Source organism: Pasteurella canis, from assembly GCF_020810675.1.
Taxonomy (GTDB): domain Bacteria; phylum Pseudomonadota; class Gammaproteobacteria; order Enterobacterales; family Pasteurellaceae; genus Pasteurella; species Pasteurella canis.
Genome location: NZ_CP085871.1, coordinates 889,705 through 909,250 on the forward strand (window position 1 = coordinate 889,705; position 19,546 = coordinate 909,250).

Below are 19,546 nucleotides of genomic sequence, written 5' to 3' on the forward strand. Positions count from 1 at the left end.
TTTATCTATCATAAATAAAGTGCGGTTGTGTTTTATCAATCTTAGTAGTCAAATCCTTTCGCCATAACATCATTTATTTGATGCATTTCATTGTACATACGACTTGAGCAGTATACTAAAATGGCTTAGTGTATTAGTTAAACTACTGAAACAGCTTTCACTTGTACAAATACACTTTGCTCAAGCTGTAAGTCAAGCTCTTTCAATGCCCATTTACTAATAGTTGCCCAAATAACATTCCCTTCTAATAGGATTTGTACATCGACACGATGTTCTCTTTCTAAGATTTTATGTACTTTACCTTTCAAGATATTACGAATACTCGTTTTTTCTGGCATTAATAAACTGATTGACACATCTGATCCCTTAATACATATACGCATTCGCTCTCCTACAGGGCAATCCTGTGCCTTGATCCAAATTTGTTGCTGTGCTAAAGCAAGAGCTGTCATTTTATAATCGGTATGATGTTGTACAACTGGCAAAGAAAGCACTGCACTTTGCTCATCTTCTAACTTCCATGGTAGAAATAAAGGACTCTCCCAAATGTTTTCCAATAAGTCATAAGCCTGAACTTTTCCTCCATCAAGTAACACGACTCGCTGTGCTAATCGTAGTAATTCATCTAGACTATGTGTCACATATAAAATAGGGATTTGAATTTGTTTAGAGAGTTTCTCTAGATACGTCATTAACTCACGTTTACGAGGCAAATCCAAAGCTGACAGAGGTTCATCCATCAATAAAATTTCAGGCTTCGTCAATAACGCACGCCCAATCGCAACACGTTGTTTTTCGCCACCAGATAAAGTAATCGGGTATCGTTTTAGTAAATGTTCAATACCTAATAAATCGACAATATAATCAAATTCTTGCTGATCAAATTTCTCTACACCATATAGTAAATTACCTCTCACATTATAATGTGGGAATAAACGTGCGTCTTGAAAAACATAACCAATACGCCGCTGATGTGGGGGTAAACAAATACTTTTAGCAGTATCAACTAATACACGTTGATTTAAAGAAATGCTACCTTGATCCAGTTTAACTAAACCACTGAGTAAATTAATTAGAGAAGATTTACCTGAGCCAGATAAACCAAAGATAGCAGTAACACCTTGTGCAGGAATCGTTAAATCAGCCTCAAGAATAAAATGACCTAATTGTTTTTTTGCATTAATGTGTAACATCACTTTGCCCCAATTTTTTCTGCATATTTTTGGCTAACCATTCTGATAAAAGTAAAGAAATTAACGATAAGATGATAGCGAAAATACACAATCTTGCTGCTTGTTCCTCTGCCCCTGGTGTCTGAATAAAAGTGTACATCGCAAGTGGAATAGTTTGTGTTTCTCCTGCAATATTTGATACAAAAGCAATCGTCGCACCAAACTCCCCTAATGAACGGGCAAAACCAAGTACAACGCCAGCTAATACACCAGGTAATGAAAGGGGTAAAGTAATTGTGAAAAAGACCCTCCATGCTGATGCACCTAAAGTTTGCGCAGCTTGTTCTAGCTTTACATCAATACTTTCAAGTGATAAACGAATTGCACGCACAACTAAAGGAAATGCGACAACAGCAGCAGCTAATACGGCACCATTCCAACTAAATGCGAAAGAAAAACCAAACCAACTATATAAATACTTACCGATTAAACCATTTCTCCCCATTGCGACTAATAATAAATAACCAATCACGACTGGTGGTAAAACTAAAGGTAAGTGAACAACACCACTGATCACGGATTTACCATAAAAATTTTTACGGGCTAACAACCATGCGACGCAAATCGCAATAGGTAAGCTCCATAAAATCGCATTTACAGAAACGCTCAAGCTTAATTTAACGGCTTGAATTTCCATTGTACTTAGACCAAGAGTGATGAGAAGTTCAGTAAACAAAACGAATCCTTGACTTTATTAACGTTGAAATTTGCTAAAAATAGACCGCACTTTATGCCAATAAAAGAAGAAGGACGCAGAATTAGCGTCCTTCTTTATTGTATGCAAAATCATTTCACAGCGAAACCATAATCTGCGAATACTTTTTTCGCTTCTGGAGATTCTAAATAAGCCAAAAATGCACGAGTATTCGTATTATCATGTTCTTTCAATAAAGCAATAGGGTATTCAATGGCTTTATAAGAATCTGCTGGGAATACACCAACAATTTTCACCCCCTTACTTACTTTACCATCAGTACTATACACGATACCTAATGGAGCTTCTTCACGTTCGACTAAAGCCAATGCAGCGCGTACATCTTTACCTCGTGCTAATTTTGTTTCAACTTTATCCCATAATTTTAAGTAAGTTAATGCTTCTTTTGCATATTGTCCAGCTGGAACATGATCAGGATCGCCTACAGATAAGAAATTATCTTTTAATTCAGCAATCCACTCCCCTTTTTCGACATCAACATCATTAAGTTTGCTTGATTTTGGAGCAATTAAGACTAACTCATTACCAACTAATACTTTTTCTGTTTCTTTAACTGTCAGAGCTTTCTCTGACAAGTGCTTCATCCATTTTGTATTTGCAGAAATAAAAATATCTGCAGGCGCCCCTTGTTCAATTTGTTTCGCTAATGTTGATGAAGAAGCAAAAGAAAAAACTAGCTCTTGTTCAGGCTGAACTTTTTTATAGTTTTCTGCTACTTGGTTTAAGGCATTTGTCATTGATGCTGCGGCAAAAACCGTCACTTTCGCCTGCGTAGAAACAGAAAATGCAAAACATACTAGTGCAAGTGAAGTAGAAATTGTTTTTAGTTTTAACATAGAAATTGCTCCATTTATTGAGTAAATAACTTTATATAAAAAATTATACAATGATTTAATAAAGAAATACTATATAAAAAATGGACTTTCCTTTAAAATGTGAGAGAAATCAAAGTTTAGCGTCGATACTGGAGAAAATGATGTTAAATACTGAAATTTTACTCACAATCAAATTACAACAGCAGCTTTTTGTTGACCCTAAACGGGTACGTCTATTAAAAGAAATTCAAAAGTGTGGTTCAATTAACCAAGCAGCTAAAAATGCTAAGGTCAGCTATAAAAGTGCATGGGATCATTTAGCTGCGATGAATGATATGAGTCCAAAACCGCTCCTTGAACGCAACGTTGGTGGTAAAAATGGAGGAGGAACAGAGTTAACAATTTACGCTCAACGTTTATTACAGCTCTATGATCTTTTGGAAAAAACGCAGGAAAAAGCATTTCAAATTTTACAAGATGAGAGTTTACCATTAGATAGTGTATTACATGCAACAGCCAAATTTTCATTACAAAGTAGTGCCCGTAACCAATTCTTTGGCAAAATAGTTAATTTAAAATATGAAAATATTCATTGCTTTTTGGAGATTGAGATAGAAGGAGTTCCTCAATACTTGATGGTTTCAATTACTGAAAAAAGTGCGGTGCGTTTAAAACTTGCTTTAGGCAAAGAAGTCATGATGATGATTAAGGCACCTTGGGTCAAAATTCATCACACGCCTCTACAAGAAAACGCTTTTAATACTTTTCCTGCTCAAGTCAAAGAAATTACAGATAAAGGAGATAGAGAGGAGGTCATTCTCACTGTCAATCAGACAGCAATTGAGTTTTGTGCTACTTTAACTCAAGCTGATAGAGTAAAACTTAATGAAAAAGTCTGGATTCATATTGATCCTGAACAAATTATCTTAGCTACACTTTACTAATAATATAAAAGGGCAGATATTTAATCTGTCCTTTTTTATAAAGTAATTTCATCTATCGGTTTACCAAAGCTTGGAATAAACACTTGAATAAAATAATCCATCTCTTGGCTATGCCATTGATTCATTAATTTTTCTAAACGTATTTTGGCTGCTTTAAATTCTTGATTACCATTTTCTAATTCAAATTGTGCTTTAATATAAGCGCAGATTAAATCTGCTTGTTTGACTATATGTTTTTCTTCATTAGAAATTGCTTGTGAATTGAGATAAGGCGTAAATTCTGATTGTAGCGCTTCAGGTAATAAAGAAAGCAGATGCAATTCAGCAGCACTTTCAATTTGCTTATAAGCTTGTGTAATTTCTGCATTAAAATATTTAATAGGCGTAGGTAAATCACCAGTAAAAATTTCAGATGTGTCATGGTACATAGCAATAACAGCAATTTTCTCTGGATTAACATTACCTTGGTAAAACTTATTTTTAACCAATGCTAAAATATGTGCGACAAAAGCTACTTGTAGGCTATGTTCGGCTAAATTTTCTTTTTCGATATTACGCATTAAAGACCAACGTTGAATTAATCGCAATCGATCTAAACAGGCAAAAAAGTGGCTTGTTTGAATTTTTATTTCTGACATCATTAATTAATCGGATATTCTTCTATTACTACAGGTAACTCAATTTGTTTACCCAAGCGTAAAATGACTACATTCAATTTTGTATTTGGTCGAGTGTTACTGATAACTTGCATCATTTGTGCTGGCGAAATTGCTTCGATATCCCCTACTTTCAAAATAATATCCCCCGCTTTAACGCCGGCTTTTCCCGCTGGACTCTCTGGGCTTACATTAGTAATTAAGATCCCTTTCTCAATATTTACACCTTGTCCATTGCTGAAGAAAATATCACTTTGCACACCAAAATAGCCTCGAATCACTCGCCCATCACGAATGATTTTTTTCATAATATCATTAGCAAGATCAATCGGAATGGCAAAATTTAATCCTTCTGCAATTTCATTAGAGGTTTTACCGATACTCAACGTATTAATCCCGATTAACTCACCTAATGAATTAATTAGTGCACCTCCTGAATTACCACGATTAACAGACGCATCTGTCTGAATAAAATTTTGGCGCCCTACAGAATCACCTACTGCATTACGCCCAACAGCACTAATAATCCCTTGTGAAACACTTTGCCCTAAGTTGTAAGGATTACCAATAGCTAATGCTATATCACCAACATGTATTTGACGTTTAGGATTTTGTGGAATCGTAGATAAATTATCAGCACGAATTTTTAAGACAGCTAAATCAGTCAAGCTGTCAGATCCAATTAAACTCGCATCAAAAAGCTGTCCATTTTGCAATGCTACAACAATCTGATCTGCATTTTGAATCACATGTTTATTTGTCAAAATATAACCATCTTTCGACATAATGACACCAGATCCTAGATTACCCACCTCAAGTTGATCCCCACTATTTGCAGAGAATGCACGATTGTAAACATTCACAACAGCAGGTGAAGCAATGCGTACAGCATCCTTAAAAGACATTGGCTCAGATTGGAAAAAATTCAAATGATTCAATTTCGGTAGTGCGACTAAAATAAATACAGCACAAGCTAATCCAATCACTGCCGAACGAATAAGTTTTCTTAACATTTTTTCTCCGTAACTATTGGATGATAAATAGATTTAATGTCATCGCCAAATCGCTCAATAGAATGTAGTTTCCATAAAGTCGCATCAGAAAGCTGAGTTAAATTTGTAAGTTTACATAACCCTCTTGCATCATCACCAAGTAATTTTGGGGCTGTATAAATAATTAGCTCATCCACTAAATTTTGTTCAATTAATGAACCTGCCAAAGTCGCCCCTGCTTCAATCCATAATGTATTTATTTGGCGCCGACCTAATTCAAATAAAAGATCGTGTAAATATTGTGTGCTGTCCGCTAACTGAATATGTGTACAAAAATTTGGATAACCTGTAAGATCTCTTGTGTTTTTACCCACTAACCAAACAGGCGATTCAATTTCAAATAGGCATTGTGTCGCTTTAACTTGATGCTGTGAGTCTAAAATTACACGTATAGGCTGACGTAAATTTGCTATTGGATAAATCTGTTGCGTTTCCTCAGGTAGCTGTTCCCAACGAACATTTAACAAAGGATCATCTGCGATCACCGTTTGGCTAGTAGATAAAATTGCCGATGCTTTCGCACGCTCTGTTTGTACATCCGCACGAGATAAAGCATTAGTGATCCATTTACTTTCTCCATTTGCTAGTGCAGTACGCCCATCTAAGCTCATCGCCATTTTTAATTGTACAAAGGGTTTTCCCGTACGCATACGTTTCAAAAAACCACGATTAAGCCATTCTGCTTTTTCTGCCAATAACCCAACCGCACTTTCAATCCCATTCTCTGTTAGCATTTGCAATCCCTTGCCCGCAACTTGTGGATTTGGATCATGCATTGCACTGACGACTTTAACGACACCCGCTTCAATCAGCCCTTTTGCACAAGGTGGCGTACGCCCAAAATGTGAACAGGGTTCTAACGTTACATAAGCTGTTGCGCCACGTGCATTTTCACCAGCTTCTCGCAATGCCATTACCTCTGCATGTGGCTCTCCTGCTTTAAAATGAAACCCTTTTCCCACAATATGTCCAGCCTTTACAATAACACAGCCGACTGAAGGATTAGGTGTCGTTGTAAATTGCCCTTGCTGTGCAAGATCCAATGCTATTTGCATAAATACAACATCTTGTGCGCTAAACTCGCTCATTCCTAATCCCTTAAATTCTCAATTTCTTTACTAAATTGTTTAATATCATCAAAACTTAAATACACTGAGGCAAAACGGATATAAGCAACTTTGTCTAATTTTTTTAATTCTTCCATTGCCAAAGTCCCGACTAATTTACTTGGAACTTCACGCTCACCAGTTGTCCGTAAAAGATGCATAATACGGCTAATCGCTTGTTCTACATCATCTGCGCTGACTGGCCGTTTTTCTAAGGCATGCTGAATCCCACGTCTCAATTTATCTTCATTAAAAGGCTCACGAGTACCATCATTCTTAATAATTTTTGGTACGATTAATTCTGCTGTTTCAAATGTAGTAAAACGCTCATGACAATTTCCACATTCACGACGGCGGCGAACTTGATAACCATCGGACACCAAACGACTGTCAATGACTTTAGTTTCTTCTGTAGAACAAAAAGGGCAATGCATAGCGTCTCCTTGCAAAATAATCAGTAAAATGAGGTTTATCTTAACAAAGTTTAGATTTATTGACGATGAATTATTTTACTCTTTAGCCAAGATCCCTGCTAACTCAAAAAAATGATGATAGGCTTTTGCTTTATCCAGTAAACTCATTGGATAGGCTCTTGATGTTGAGGGCAAACGATATAAATTTAACTCACGACCTGCATAACAAAATGTAATAAATTGATTAGTTTTCGGTGGTAATATTTTTTCTGGTAGCAGACTTAACAATGTTTCCGTTGCTTTTCCCCCTGTAGTGAATAACCAGCGGCAATCAGGTACTTGTGCTAGAGCCTCAACTAGATTTACAGGTTCAACTACCGTTAAAAACTTATCCGATGCATTATCCTTTTCACGAATGGCACTATGGATTGTGGAACATAATCCAATCCCCCATTCACGTAAAAACACCTCAATACGTATAGGATCAAAACGTTTTTCATCTTTTACTTGAAAATAAGTCGCATCATTAAAAAAAACTAAACCATAAATCCGCCACATATCATTTTGAAAATTAGGATAATGAAAGTGCATACAACGTTTATCTTCTTTAGGCGGGAAAGTCCCCATCATCATGACTTTAGCATGTGCAGGGAAAATAGGTGGAAATGGGTGTATTTCAATTGTTTTCATCGTACTTCACTTTTCAAATTTTTATTTGGTCATTTGTATTATTTAACAAAATAAAACATAAGGTTTTAAATTTGTTATCATCATTATTTTATAAATAAAAAACCGCACTTTTAAAGTGCGGTTAATTCATTATAAGTTTTTATAATGCTTTCAAAATATCGTCCACACGATCTTTCGCATCACCAAATAACATTTGGGTATTGTCTTTAAAGAATAACGGATTTTGTACACCAGCATAACCTGTATTCATTGAACGTTTGAATACAATTACGTTTTGCGCTTTCCATACTTCTAATACAGGCATACCTGCAATTGGGCTATTTGGATCGTCCATTGCCGCTGGGTTTACAGTGTCATTTGCGCCAATGACCAATACCGTATCTGTATCGGAAAAATCTTCATTAATTTCATCCATTTCTAATACGATATCGTAAGGCACTTTCGCTTCTGCAAGTAATACGTTCATATGACCTGGTAAACGACCTGCAACAGGGTGAATACCAAAACGTACATTTACACCACGCTCACGTAATTTCTGTGTAATTTCTGCGACAGGATACTGAGCTTGTGCTACTGCCATACCATATCCAGGCGTGATAATTACCGAGCTTGAGTTTTTAAGTAATTCAGCCACTTCTTCTGCTGTCGTTTCTCGATGTTCACCTTGTTCTTCATCACTACTTGCAACTGGATCGTTACCGAAACCACCAGCGATCACACTGATGAAAGAGCGGTTCATTGCTTTACACATAATATAAGAAAGAATCGCACCTGATGAACCTACTAACGCACCCGTTACAATTAACAAGTCATTGCTTAGCATAAAGCCTGCTGCAGCTGCTGCCCAACCAGAATAAGAGTTCAACATTGACACAACAACTGGCATATCCGCACCACCGATTGATGCAACTAAATGCCAACCAAATGCTAAGGCAATAGCTGTCATCAATAACACAGGGAAGATATTTTCTGGGCTATTTAAGAATGACATCATTAATAAGGCAGATACAATAATTGCCGCTAAATTCAATTTATGACGATGCGGCAAAGTTAATGCTTTAGAATCAATAATCCCACGTAATTTACCGAATGCAACAACAGAACCCGTAAAGGTAACAGCACCAATAAAAATACCAAGGAATACTTCCACATTGTGGATATTGCTTAATACTTGTTGTTCAGCTAAAAATGCTGCCTGTGCTGCAGCATCTAAATTTTCTGGCATTACAGCTTCATGATGTAAACCATAGCTATTAAAACCAACTAGCACAGCAGCTAACCCCACAAAGCTGTGTAAAATAGCCACAAGCTCAGGCATTTCTGTCATTTCAACTTTTAATGCTCGTTTGATACCAATCACAGCACCAATTGCCATCGCAATTAAAATCCAGAGAGTTCCTTTAGATTCTGGACCAAAAATTGTTGCGACTAAAGCTATTGTCATACCGACAATACCATACCAACAACCCGCTTTTGCCGTTTCATGTTTAGAAAGGCCAGCTAAGCTCATAATGAAAAGTAATGCTGCAACGATATAAGCAGCTTGTACTAAACCTTCAGACATTGCTTACTCCTTAATCTTTTCTAAACATGGCAAGCATACGTTGGGTGACTTTGAATCCCCCGAAAATATTGATACTTGCGACTAAAATAGCAATAAATGCTAAGATGCTAATAAAAAAGTTACCTTGTGCAATTTGTAATAATGCACCCACAATGATAATGCCTGAAATTGCATTGGTTACTGCCATAAGTGGTGTATGTAATGCGTGGCTGACATTCCAAACCACGTAATAACCCACTACACAAGCCAATACGAATACGGTGAAATGTGATAAAAACGCTGCTGGTGCAACGGCTGCGATTGCCATAAACAACGCTGCTGCGCCTGCCATCACGCCATATTTCACGCGAGGATCAGTTGGTTTTTCTTCTTTTTTCTCTACTGGTGCAGCTTTCGCTTTTTGTGACTGTGCAGAGACTTTAATTGGCGGTGCTGGCCAAGTGACTTCGCCTTCACGAATCACAGTGACACCACGTAACACCACATCTTCAAAATCAATATTGATCTTACCGTCTTTTTCTTTACACAATAATTTCAGTAAATTGACTAAGTTTGTACCGTAAAGTTGAGAAGATTGGGTTGGTAAACGGCTTGGTAAGTCAGTATAACCAATGATTTTCACTTGGTTATCTGTCACAACTACTTCGCCCGCTTTTGATAACTCGCAGTTACCGCCTGTCGCTGCTGCTAAATCCACAATCACAGAACCTGGTTTCATTGATTCCACCATTTCTTTAGTGATTAAACGTGGCGCAGGTTTACCTGGAATTAAAGCTGTCGTGATAATAATATCGACTTCTTTCGCTTGTTCTGCATATAGAGCAAGTGCACGACGGTTAAATTCTTCCGACATGACTTTAGCATAACCATCACCACTACCACCTTCCTCTTGGAAATTAATCTCAAGGAAACTTGCACCCATACTTTCAACCTGTTCTTTCACTTCAGGACGAGAGTCAAACGCACGTACGATTGCACCTAAACTGTTTGCAGCACCGATTGCCGCTAAACCAGCCACACCTGCACCAATCACTAGCACTTTTGCAGGTGGAACCTTACCCGCAGCCGTTATTTGCCCAGTAAAGAAACTACCAAACTCGTGAGCTGCTTCCACAACTGCACGATAACCCGCAATGTTTGCCATCGAACTTAATGCATCTAATGACTGTGCACGCGAGATACGTGGTACAGCGTCCATTGCAAGCACATTAATTTTCTTCGAGGTTAATTTTTCCATCAACTCTGGATTTTGTGCAGGCCAAATAAAACTAACTAAAGTCGCCCCTTCTTTTATTAAAGCAATTTCTGCATCTGTTGGTGCATTAACTTTAAAAATAATATCTGACTGCCAAACCTGCTCTGCTGAGCCAAGTTTTGCGCCTGCTGCTGCAAATGCTTGATCTTCAAAACTCGCTTTAAAACCTGCGTTATATTCAACAATCATTTCAAAGCCAAGCTTTAAAATTTGCTGCACAGTTTTTGGCGTTGCCGCCACACGACTTTCATTATCAAGCAGTTCTCTAGGTACACCAATTAACATAATGTTTCCTTCAAATTGATTGATGATAATTTTGAGTAAATATTTTACTCCCCTAAAAGATGACAAAAAGTCAAAACTGTCTCAATTTACCACTTATCGTTTTAAAGTTGCAAAAGTTTTTATCAATTTCCTCTATTATTTAAAAAAATCTATTTAACTACTTATTATTAAAATAGAAATTTCTTAAAAAAACATACTTAAGTGCGGTCGCCACTTCTCATATTTTTACTTGCTATAAATAAAAAAATTCAGCAATATAGCACTCTTTTTTCAAATGCTTTATAGGTATTTTTATGCAACTCCCCACACTACAATTCGCAATTCTTGTTCGTCGTTACAAACGTTTTCTTGCTGATGTACAACTTGAGAATGGTGAAATTTTAACAATTCATTGTGCTAATACAGGAGCAATGACGGGTTGTGGTGATACGGGTGATATTGTGTGGTATTCGCATTCTGACAGCCAAACGCGCAAATATCCTCACTCATGGGAATTAACTCAGCTTAAAAATGGTAATATGGTGTGTATTAACACTCACCGTTCTAATCAGCTAACGTTAGAAGCCTTACAAAATAAACAAATTAAAGAATTAGCGATGTATGACCAAATTTTCCCTGAAGTCAAATATGGCGAAGAAAATAGCCGTATTGATTTTTTATTAAAAGGTGATGCTCTACCTGATTGCTATATGGAAGTCAAATCAGTAACATTAGTGAAAAATACAATTGGAATGTTTCCTGACGCTGTCACAACACGTGGACAAAAACATTTACGTGAATTAATAGCAATGAAAAAACAGGGACATCGTGCAGTAGTCTTTTTTGCAGGCTTACATAATGGTTTTGATTGTTTTAAAGTCGCAGAATACATTGATCCTGAATATAATAAATTATTACTTGAAGCTGTTCAGCAAGGTGTTGAAGTCTATGCTTATGCAAGTGAATTTACTTTTGATAATAAAAAACCAGTATCACTTTCTCTTACAAATTCAGTAAGTTATATTGGTAGCAAAAAACAACCCGCTATTTGATAATAATTTTCATTAAAATCTATTGACTTTATTTTTGATAACAATTATCATTTACAACATTCAAACAACAATAGATAATCACTCCAACATTTGAACGCCTCCTCCCCCCACAAAGAGGCGTTTTTTTTATGCAAAATTTTTAAAAAACTGGGTGCACTTTGAGCCTTTAATTAAAATAACAATTTACTACATGCGTCTCTATTCATAATTATAACAAGGACAAAGTGAATGCCAGTTTAAACAGCTTGTTATCTAGTGAGCAGAGTACTCCATAAGTAATATCATCTATTTAAAGAGAATAAAATACTCATCCTATAACATAAAAAAAGCAAATTTTGACAACACAATTTGCTTTTTATCTATAAGAAGACGATTAGAAATTCGCTGTTAATCCAAATTTAATCGTTCTACCTGGTGCTGGCATTGAAGATTTAGTCATTGGATCGAGATAATAACGATCAGTTAAGTTAGTCGTCGAAAGTGATACTGACAGATTCTCATTAATACGATAGTTCAAATAAGCATCAATTAAGAATACAGGCTGCCAACGAGGGTTGTTATTAGTGTTGGCAAACCAACCAGCATCACGTAATGATTTATTACGTGTTTCTTTTACATTAGTATGATATACCATACGTGTACCTAACTCTAACTTACGCTCTAATAAGCGAATGCCTAAATTAGATGTTATCGAATATTTTGGTAAAATAGTATTTTTTAAGTATCCATTCTCGTTCCCACCATTAACACAAACAGGCATCGTATTCAGTTTATTATTATGCATAAAACCACCATCCGTAATAGCAGAACCACGATCACAGAATTTGTTTTTGATATTGTAACTTACTCCTAAATCGCCAAAGAAATTACCTTGATCATAACGAACTTGTAATTCAATACCCTCTAAAATACGCTTATCAAATTGCTTCATTTCATAAGTTTCATCACGATCGAAAATATTATAAGTTGTATTACGATACCAGTTAAAACGGAGATCTGCACGTTCTAAATTCGGGAAAAATCCACGTAAATCATGTACATAACCAATTTCAATATTTTTACTGTGTTCAGGTTTACGTTGATAGAACGGCGTTAAAATATCAATCGAATAACCAATTGTATCTTCAAAAATACTTGGCATCCGTTTTGTTTCATCATAACGTGCATAAATTCGAATATTTGGACTCAAAAATACGGTAGCGCCAAAACTAGGTGCCCAAGCATGAGCTTTACGCTCGGCTTTTTTCATTTTTTCCCATTGTGCCGCTGTCAATGGAATACGTTCAGGTTTTGTAGGATCTCCCATTCCGATTTGATGTCGATAAACTTCTTCACCCGTTAGTGGATGTTTCATTTTTTCCGTTAACATTTGTTTAGTAATACGGCCGTCATTAAGCGGAAAACTATCAGGAGAAAATCGCCCATATTGATCACGCTCCCAATAGATTGTGGTTGCTTCACCCTCCCAAGGATCTAAGTCTTTCGCCTCAATTTCTGCTTCTGTTGGCGCAACATAACCATTATCTGCTAAATATTTTTCATGAAATTGATTAAACGCTTCCACATCCTGTAAGTATTTATCCTCATTAAACTCACCGTTAGGTAACAAATATTTAGGGTCATCAGTATGAAAAATAGGGTCTTGCTCACCATAGAGTTCACTAAATTGATTACGCAATTTTGCTCCTAAATCGTCTTTCATGTGATAATTGTTATAATTTTTCATTTGTTCTAGAGTAAAAAAACCATATTCTTTATATTTACGATAACTGAATGGAATACGTCCCGCATAAATACGATCTTCTGGTCTTAAATCTTTAATTTTTTCCTGTAAACCAATATCTTTCGATTTATAATGTGTATATTTCATTCCTGCAGTGAGTATTAGCCAATCTGTTGGCATATATTCAAATTTAAATCCTGCGGTAAATTCATTACGTTTCCCTTTGCGGTTACCTGATTTTGCACCATTATCTGCACGGCAGATATAATCCGCCTTCGCACCATATTTATCTTTATCTAAACAAATATGCTCGGACTCTTCCCAGGTTTCGCGTGTCATATTATATTTATTCCAAAGATCATATACATTCGTACTATCTAAAGTTTCACGACGATAATTCGCCATCACATCGAAATTTAATTTTGGATGTAAAGCAAATCGGTTACTAAAAGTAATCCCTTGATGATTGTCACGAGCAAATTGTACTTGTGCACGTTGAGTATTTAATAAGCCATTTAAGTTAGGCACAGCATCACCAGACTTAAGATATTCACGTGCCATTTTTTTTACTTCTTCAAATAATAAATTTTGGTAATATTTTTGCTTTTCGAGTGGTAATGTATGCAGAATACTTTCTAAGTTTTCAATATTTTCTCGTTCGCCAACAATATCAAATACATCAAGACGTTTATAACCCCAATTTTTATCATAAAAAATAACATCACCAGGCGAACCTCCAGAGGTATTTGTTTCTGTTCTATTCCAAACTGCCCAAACACCTATTTTTAAATCAATCCATTTGTTATCTGCTGGGTTGTAAGCAAAATCAACACTAGCTGTCGTTTGTTTTACATTTGCTAACGGCCATTCACGCACAGCCCCATCATCACGGGTTAACACAGTCCCCAAACGAGAAGGCATAATATCACCATAATTAATTTTTGAATGACGAACATTAGCACTCACAGATGCTGTATCCGTTAAATTTAATTTTCCTTTTAATAACCAAGAGTTACTATGATAGGAAGTATTGGGTACCTCTTTACCGGGATGATAGATTTTTGCTATTAAAGGAATATACGGATCGTCAGAATTTATTAACTCATAGTTTGGTGGTGTTTTTAAATCCTCTCCATATTTATTGCCACCTCGTTTACCTGAAAAATAATTCCCTTTTGTACGATAAGCATAAGCAGCTAACACTTCATAATTTTCATCTTTCGCAGCAACAGCAATCCTCGCAGCATTATCATTAAAAAATTTATTTCTCCCTTTATTACGAGCTAAAATATGCTCGTTATTTTTAAAATAAACAGCCCACTCCCCTAATTCTGCACTCCCATCTGGCGCAGCCAAACGATAGTCTTGTCCCATCACTGCCCCCTGGTAAGGTCGAGCTTTAATTGAATTATTCGCAGTTTCTGTTTTTAGCTCAATTCCCCATTTTTTACCTGGTTTAATAATATCATCCGCATTTAATGTTTTCATACGAACTGTTCCCCCCGCCCCTGTACGTAAAGAGCGGTCTAAATTTGGTCCTTTTTCTACATTAACCTCACTGATTAAAAAAGGATCTAAATAGTTTCGATTATTTACGCCAGAATAACCACGCCAAATAGTAATTGCTTGCTCTGTATCATCGACTAAAACAGGAATACGCCCTTGTCCCCAAGTGCTACGTATAATAGGATCAATTGCCCCACCATTACGAGCATCACCACTATAAACCCCTGTCACACCACTGATTAAATCAGCTACAGAATGATGATGAAAGGTTTCAATTTCTTTTTTGCTTTTATATTCAGTGACTTGATCTTTAAGAAAGACGTTATCTTTACCAGCTATACCTTTATTTTCTGAGACATCTTCTACTACTATGGTCTCTAAAGTTGTCGCATTAGATTGAGAAATATTGAATAAAAATAATAATAGTGCTGTAGCAATACTCTTTGTATTCAATGCATAAGTAAATGTTTTTTTTGCTTTCACAAATAATCTCCAAAAAATAAAATAGAAAATGATAATGATTCTTATTTTATTTTTAGGTGATTATTAATTCAATTTTGCTATGTTATTTTTGTGAAGAAACGCACAAAAAAATGTTAAATTTGTAAACGCTACCAAAATGGAAACTATCAATTATTACACGGCTTAGTCATATCAATCAGAAATAAAACTTAGCTCAGACTTTTCATTTATTGAATAATCACTATAATGTAGAGTTTTATATTGGATAGTACAGGATACAACAATGACAGATATCAATACGGTTCTCGCTGAACTGAAACGCGGTGTAGATGAAATTCTTTCTGAAACTGATTTAATCGAGAAATTAAAAGAAAATCGACCTTTACGCGTCAAATTAGGTGCAGATCCAACCGCTCCTGATATTCATCTTGGTCATACTGTCGTATTAAATAAATTACGCCAATTTCAGCAATTTGGACATGAAGTAATATTCTTGATAGGTGACTTTACTGGCATGGTTGGAGATCCTTCAGGTAAAAATAGTACTCGCCCACCGCTTAGTCGTGAAGATGTCTTACGCAATGCTGAAACTTATAAACAACAAATCTATAAAATTTTAGATCCGCAAAAAACGCGTATTGTCTTTAATTCAAGCTGGCTTGGTGAACTAGGCACAGAAGGGATGATCCGTTTAACATCCAATTATACAGTTGCTCGAATGCTAGAACGTGACGATTTCAAAAAACGTTTTAGTCACAATCAGCCAATTGCCATTCATGAATTTATTTATCCTTTACTACAGGGCTATGATTCTGTTGCTTTAGAAGCAGATATTGAATTAGGTGGTACAGACCAAAAATTCAATCTACTTGTAGGACGCGAGCTACAAAAATCAACAGGTCAAAAACCTCAAGTTGCGATTACTTTACCATTATTAGTGGGATTAGATGGTGAGAAAAAAATGTCTAAATCACTTGGTAACTATATTGGTGTGACAGAAGCACCAAACGAAATGTTTGGTAAAGTGATGTCAATTTCTGATGAGCTAATGTGGGATTGGTACAATTTACTTTCTTTCCGTCCATTAACTGAAATCGCACAACTGAAACAAGACGTAGAAAAAGGTCGTAATCCACGTGATATAAAAGTTTTACTTGCTAAAGAAATCATTGCACGTTTTCATTCACAAGCTGATGCTGATGCGGCAGAGCAAACATTTATTAACCGTTTCCAAAAAGGTGCTATGCCTGATGAAATGCCAGAGTTTACTTTTGAAGGTGAGATCAGCTTAGCAAACTTACTAAAAGAGGCAGGCTTAGTTTCATCTACTTCTGAAGCAAATCGTATGGTTCAGCAAGGTGGTGTAAAAATTGACGGTAAAAAAATCGAAGATGCAAAATTAGTGATTACATCAAGTAGCGCAGTATATCAAGTGGGGAAACGTAAATTTGCACGTGTGACCGTTAAATAAAAGTGATAAAACGCTTAAAAAAGTCACTACTCTTAATGAGTACAATAAAGACAGCAAAAGCTGTCTTTATTATTTTAGTGAAATATAAGGCGGTCATATACCGCAGAATCAAGTCAATAGAGAAAAAGTAGAGACTAACTGAATGATCTTTTAGCTCTTGTGAGTTAACTCTGTGCAATAAGCCGTTGTGGGTGAATCACATTATTTTCATCAACAATAGCTACCCCTAAGAATTGCTTTTGCTCTGTAAATAAACGAACTTGTCCATAAATTTGCTGAACATTATCAAATTTTACACGTTGACCAAAGCTAATCGCTTTACTTTGTTGTTCTGTTAAAGTTAATACTGATAATTTAGAGACTGCACTGTCCACTGGTAATAAATATTGGTCAAGCAGGACAAGATCTTGCTGCTCAGATAATATTTTTAAATGATTAAAATCTATCATAGCTTCAATAGGATAATCCGCAACAGCAGTACGGCGTAATACTGTCACATGAGCACCACAGCCTAAATATTCGCCTAAATCATCTATTAACGTACGAATATAAGTTCCTTTTGAACAATGTACTTCTAAAGTTAAATAGGGTGCTTGGTATCCAATAAAAGTTAATTCAAAGATCGTAATTGGACGAGCCTCTCGCTCCACAGTGATACCCGCTCGAGCATATTCATATAGCGGTTTTCCTTTATGCTTTAATGCAGAAAACATTGTCGGTACTTGCAGCAAATTACCTCGAAAATGTGGTAATGCAGTAAGAATATCTGTTTCAGTGATATTCACAGGACGTACTTGCACTACTTGTCCTTCTGCATCAGAAGTATCCGTACGCTCACCTAATTTCGCTGTGACTTGATAGCGTTTATCTGCATCAAGTAAAAATTGCGAAAACTTTGTCGCCTCCCCGAAACAAATTGGCAACATACCTGTTGCCAATGGATCTAATGCTCCAGTATGTCCTGCTTTATTGGCTTGGAAGAGATGCTTAACTTTTTGCATAATGTCATTTGAGCTGATACCTTGTGGTTTATCAAGTAAAAACACACCATCAATATCACGCCCACGTTTACGAGGTTTCGACATTATTTTTCCTCAAACATAACATCATCAACATGACGTTCTTCATCTTGACGTACTACATTTGTCACTAAGTTTGACATACGCATACCTTCAATTAAAGAGCGGTCATAAACAAAACGGATTTCTGGCACAATACGCAGACGCATTGCTTTACCAAGCAAACTACGAATATAAGGTGAAGCTTTCTCTAACCCTTTCATACCAGTTTCAATTGCTGCTTCATCGTGATCAAATAAGAATGTCACAAAGACTTTTGCATATGCAAGATCGCTTGATACTTCTACATCAGAAACAGTTACCATGCCAATACGAGGATCTTTAACTTCTCGTTGTAAAATAACTGCGATTTCTTTTTGAATTTCTTGTGCAACACGATCACTACGTTTAAATTCTCTTGCCATTTGCTTTTCCTTTCTTTTCCATTTAAACCACATATTTTGGCATAAATACCTCTTTTTTAACACAACTAACTGCATTATCTAGAGAGCTTATCCCATTTTTCTATTCCGTTTTTTATTGTTGTATAAAAAGAAAACAGTTCATCTGAAGATTGCTTATTTTCAGTAAAATGTTTATGGTATAAACGATTTCTCAACAATCTGGGAGCTTTTATGAATTTTTTCAAACAGAGTTTCTTCGTTTTCTTATCTAGCTTGTTGCTGATTAGCTGTACAGGGGGCCTGACAGAGACCCTACATGACAAAGATGAACAATCTGATATTGTGCGTTTTAACGTTGAAAAAGACAATATTTACTTCTTTGGTTTAACACCTGATAAAAAAATTGCTGTATTTGGTGAAAAATACCACTATCTTTTGGAAGAACAAAATTCAAAAGATAAACAACTGATTGCTCAATTAATGAAATTACCTTTCAAACAACATATTTACTCACAAATAGGCATTATTGAAAGTATAAAAGAAACACCTTCTGAAATCGTTACCAGTCTTTACCTCGTCTTAGATATAAGTCAGTTAAATAAAAAAAACCAGCAAATAGCCAGTAAGCTAGGGTTTAAAGATAAATCTTATAAAAGAGGACTATCTACTATGGTAAACCAATATAAAGATAAAATTGACTTAGCAAAACTAGATAAAGAAAAGAAAATTTGGTCCAGAGAAGTCCCGTTAGTAGGGCAACGTTATTTACCAAAAACAGGAGTAAATTACATGGCTAAACATAGTTATTCTTTCAATGAAACAGTTGAAATACATACTTATATTGAATATATCCCAGCCTCAAAAAAACCAAGTACAAGCACAATATTACTGACACCATTTGCTGCTTTAGCTGATGTCGCTACGGGTATTTTAGCTGTTCCTGCCTATATAGGATTACGAGCAGCTTGTATTGGTCAAAGCGATGGCTTTATTTGCAAATAAAACTAAAAAAATATCCCCTTAAATTGGGTTCAAAATCCATCCCCTTAAAGTGTAAACACCTAAGTAAAAGTGCGGTGACTTTTTTGAAATATTAAAGCAACTATCTTAAATTGTTTTACTGATATCAATAAAAAACGGATAGCTTTTAATGCTATCCGTTTT

Annotated in this window: 17 protein-coding genes; 4 read left to right on the top strand and 13 right to left on the bottom strand. The window is 35.8% G+C overall.

What is annotated here, in order from left to right; all coding sequences use genetic code 11:
- Positions 1–137: 137 nt before the first annotated feature.
- The 3 genes from modC to modA form a co-directional block, all read right to left on the bottom strand.
- Positions 138–1,193 (bottom strand): molybdenum ABC transporter ATP-binding protein ModC, encoded by a 1,056-nt coding sequence (gene modC / locus K7G93_RS04220; protein WP_226690545.1) that lies wholly within the window; start codon positions 1,191–1,193, stop codon positions 138–140.
- Positions 1,180–1,869, bottom strand: coding sequence for a molybdate ABC transporter permease subunit (modB, locus tag K7G93_RS04225; RefSeq protein ID WP_373316108.1), 690 nt, complete (start codon positions 1,867–1,869; stop codon positions 1,180–1,182). The genes modC and modB overlap by 14 nt, the downstream gene beginning before the upstream one ends.
- Before the next feature lie 149 nt (positions 1,870–2,018).
- Positions 2,019–2,783 (bottom strand): molybdate ABC transporter substrate-binding protein, encoded by a 765-nt coding sequence (modA, locus tag K7G93_RS04230; protein WP_226690543.1) that lies wholly within the window; start codon positions 2,781–2,783, stop codon positions 2,019–2,021.
- A gap of 137 nt (positions 2,784–2,920) precedes the next feature.
- Here modA and K7G93_RS04235 point away from each other — a divergent pair, with 137 nt between their 5' ends.
- Entirely contained in the window at positions 2,921–3,706 is a 786-nt protein-coding gene (locus K7G93_RS04235; protein ID WP_226690542.1) for a TOBE domain-containing protein, read from the top strand.
- Positions 3,707–3,741: 35 nt separating this feature from the next.
- Here K7G93_RS04235 and yfbR read toward each other — a convergent pair whose 3' ends face one another.
- The 7 genes from yfbR to pntA form a co-directional block, all read right to left on the bottom strand.
- The gene (yfbR, locus tag K7G93_RS04240) at positions 3,742–4,347 is read right to left on the bottom strand and encodes a 5'-deoxynucleotidase (protein WP_049214148.1); all 606 of its coding nucleotides are present in this window, start codon (positions 4,345–4,347) and stop codon (positions 3,742–3,744) included.
- Positions 4,347–5,375, bottom strand: a complete 1,029-nt coding sequence (gene degS / locus K7G93_RS04245) for an outer membrane-stress sensor serine endopeptidase DegS (RefSeq protein WP_115322600.1) — start codon at positions 5,373–5,375, stop codon at positions 4,347–4,349. Before degS ends, yfbR begins: the two co-directional genes overlap by 1 nt.
- Positions 5,369–6,502, bottom strand: a complete 1,134-nt coding sequence (gene ribD, locus K7G93_RS04250; RefSeq protein ID WP_226690541.1) for a bifunctional diaminohydroxyphosphoribosylaminopyrimidine deaminase/5-amino-6-(5-phosphoribosylamino)uracil reductase RibD — start codon at positions 6,500–6,502, stop codon at positions 5,369–5,371. Before ribD ends, degS begins: the two co-directional genes overlap by 7 nt.
- A gap of 2 nt (positions 6,503–6,504) precedes the next feature.
- Entirely contained in the window at positions 6,505–6,954 is a 450-nt protein-coding gene (gene nrdR, locus K7G93_RS04255; RefSeq protein ID WP_049214142.1) for a transcriptional regulator NrdR, read from the bottom strand.
- A 75-nt stretch (positions 6,955–7,029) separates the two neighbouring features.
- The gene (locus K7G93_RS04260) at positions 7,030–7,623 is read right to left on the bottom strand and encodes a DNA glycosylase (protein WP_226690540.1); all 594 of its coding nucleotides are present in this window, start codon (positions 7,621–7,623) and stop codon (positions 7,030–7,032) included.
- 139 nt (positions 7,624–7,762) lie between these two features.
- Positions 7,763–9,187 (bottom strand): Re/Si-specific NAD(P)(+) transhydrogenase subunit beta, encoded by a 1,425-nt coding sequence (gene pntB / locus K7G93_RS04265; protein WP_226690539.1) that lies wholly within the window; start codon positions 9,185–9,187, stop codon positions 7,763–7,765.
- A gap of 10 nt (positions 9,188–9,197) precedes the next feature.
- Positions 9,198–10,727: a Re/Si-specific NAD(P)(+) transhydrogenase subunit alpha gene (gene pntA / locus K7G93_RS04270; RefSeq protein WP_226690538.1), complete on the bottom strand. Its 1,530-nt coding sequence runs from the start codon at positions 10,725–10,727 to the stop codon at positions 9,198–9,200.
- A 293-nt stretch (positions 10,728–11,020) separates the two neighbouring features.
- On the opposite strand from pntA, the gene sfsA reads away from it, so the two are divergent.
- Entirely contained in the window at positions 11,021–11,758 is a 738-nt protein-coding gene (sfsA, locus tag K7G93_RS04275; protein WP_228400504.1) for a DNA/RNA nuclease SfsA, read from the top strand.
- 373 nt (positions 11,759–12,131) lie between these two features.
- On the opposite strand, the gene K7G93_RS04280 is transcribed toward sfsA, so the two are convergent.
- Positions 12,132–15,470, bottom strand: coding sequence for a TonB-dependent receptor domain-containing protein (locus tag K7G93_RS04280; RefSeq protein ID WP_228400505.1), 3,339 nt, complete (start codon positions 15,468–15,470; stop codon positions 12,132–12,134).
- 262 nt (positions 15,471–15,732) lie between these two features.
- Between K7G93_RS04280 and tyrS the strand changes: the two genes are divergently transcribed.
- Entirely contained in the window at positions 15,733–16,920 is a 1,188-nt protein-coding gene (tyrS, locus tag K7G93_RS04285) for a tyrosine--tRNA ligase (RefSeq protein WP_226690534.1), read from the top strand.
- Between the two features lie 164 nt (positions 16,921–17,084).
- On the opposite strand, the gene truB is transcribed toward tyrS, so the two are convergent.
- Both truB and rbfA read right to left on the bottom strand, forming a co-directional pair.
- Entirely contained in the window at positions 17,085–18,005 is a 921-nt protein-coding gene (gene truB, locus K7G93_RS04290; RefSeq protein ID WP_226690533.1) for a tRNA pseudouridine(55) synthase TruB, read from the bottom strand.
- Positions 18,005–18,403 carry a 30S ribosome-binding factor RbfA gene (gene rbfA, locus K7G93_RS04295; RefSeq protein WP_049214129.1) on the bottom strand — a complete coding sequence of 133 codons (399 nt, stop codon included), beginning with the start codon at positions 18,401–18,403 and terminating at the stop codon, positions 18,005–18,007. Before rbfA ends, truB begins: the two co-directional genes overlap by 1 nt.
- 210 nt (positions 18,404–18,613) lie before the next feature.
- Between rbfA and K7G93_RS04300 the strand changes: the two genes are divergently transcribed.
- Positions 18,614–19,384 carry a YidX family protein gene (locus K7G93_RS04300; protein ID WP_226690532.1) on the top strand — a complete coding sequence of 257 codons (771 nt, stop codon included), beginning with the start codon at positions 18,614–18,616 and terminating at the stop codon, positions 19,382–19,384.
- The last annotated feature ends 162 nt before the right edge of the window (positions 19,385–19,546 follow it).

Coding starts and splice junctions, on each gene's coding strand:
- sfsA (WP_228400504.1), top strand. CDS start 11,021: ATGCAACTCCCCACACTACAATTCGCAATTCTTGTTCGTCGTTACAAA.
- K7G93_RS04300 (WP_226690532.1), top strand. CDS start 18,614: ATGAATTTTTTCAAACAGAGTTTCTTCGTTTTCTTATCTAGCTTGTTG.
- modC (WP_226690545.1), bottom strand. CDS start 1,193: ATGTTACACATTAATGCAAAAAAACAATTAGGTCATTTTATTCTTGAG.
- K7G93_RS04235 (WP_226690542.1), top strand. CDS start 2,921: ATGATGTTAAATACTGAAATTTTACTCACAATCAAATTACAACAGCAG.
- yfbR (WP_049214148.1), bottom strand. CDS start 4,347: ATGATGTCAGAAATAAAAATTCAAACAAGCCACTTTTTTGCCTGTTTA.
- pntB (WP_226690539.1), bottom strand. CDS start 9,187: ATGTCTGAAGGTTTAGTACAAGCTGCTTATATCGTTGCAGCATTACTT.
- ribD (WP_226690541.1), bottom strand. CDS start 6,502: ATGAGCGAGTTTAGCGCACAAGATGTTGTATTTATGCAAATAGCATTG.
- pntA (WP_226690538.1), bottom strand. CDS start 10,727: ATGTTAATTGGTGTACCTAGAGAACTGCTTGATAATGAAAGTCGTGTG.
- tyrS (WP_226690534.1), top strand. CDS start 15,733: ATGACAGATATCAATACGGTTCTCGCTGAACTGAAACGCGGTGTAGAT.
- modA (WP_226690543.1), bottom strand. CDS start 2,783: ATGTTAAAACTAAAAACAATTTCTACTTCACTTGCACTAGTATGTTTT.
- K7G93_RS04260 (WP_226690540.1), bottom strand. CDS start 7,623: ATGAAAACAATTGAAATACACCCATTTCCACCTATTTTCCCTGCACAT.
- rbfA (WP_049214129.1), bottom strand. CDS start 18,403: ATGGCAAGAGAATTTAAACGTAGTGATCGTGTTGCACAAGAAATTCAA.
- degS (WP_115322600.1), bottom strand. CDS start 5,375: ATGTTAAGAAAACTTATTCGTTCGGCAGTGATTGGATTAGCTTGTGCT.
- modB (WP_373316108.1), bottom strand. CDS start 1,869: ATGGAAATTCAAGCCGTTAAATTAAGCTTGAGCGTTTCTGTAAATGCG.
- truB (WP_226690533.1), bottom strand. CDS start 18,005: ATGTCGAAACCTCGTAAACGTGGGCGTGATATTGATGGTGTGTTTTTA.
- nrdR (WP_049214142.1), bottom strand. CDS start 6,954: ATGCATTGCCCTTTTTGTTCTACAGAAGAAACTAAAGTCATTGACAGT.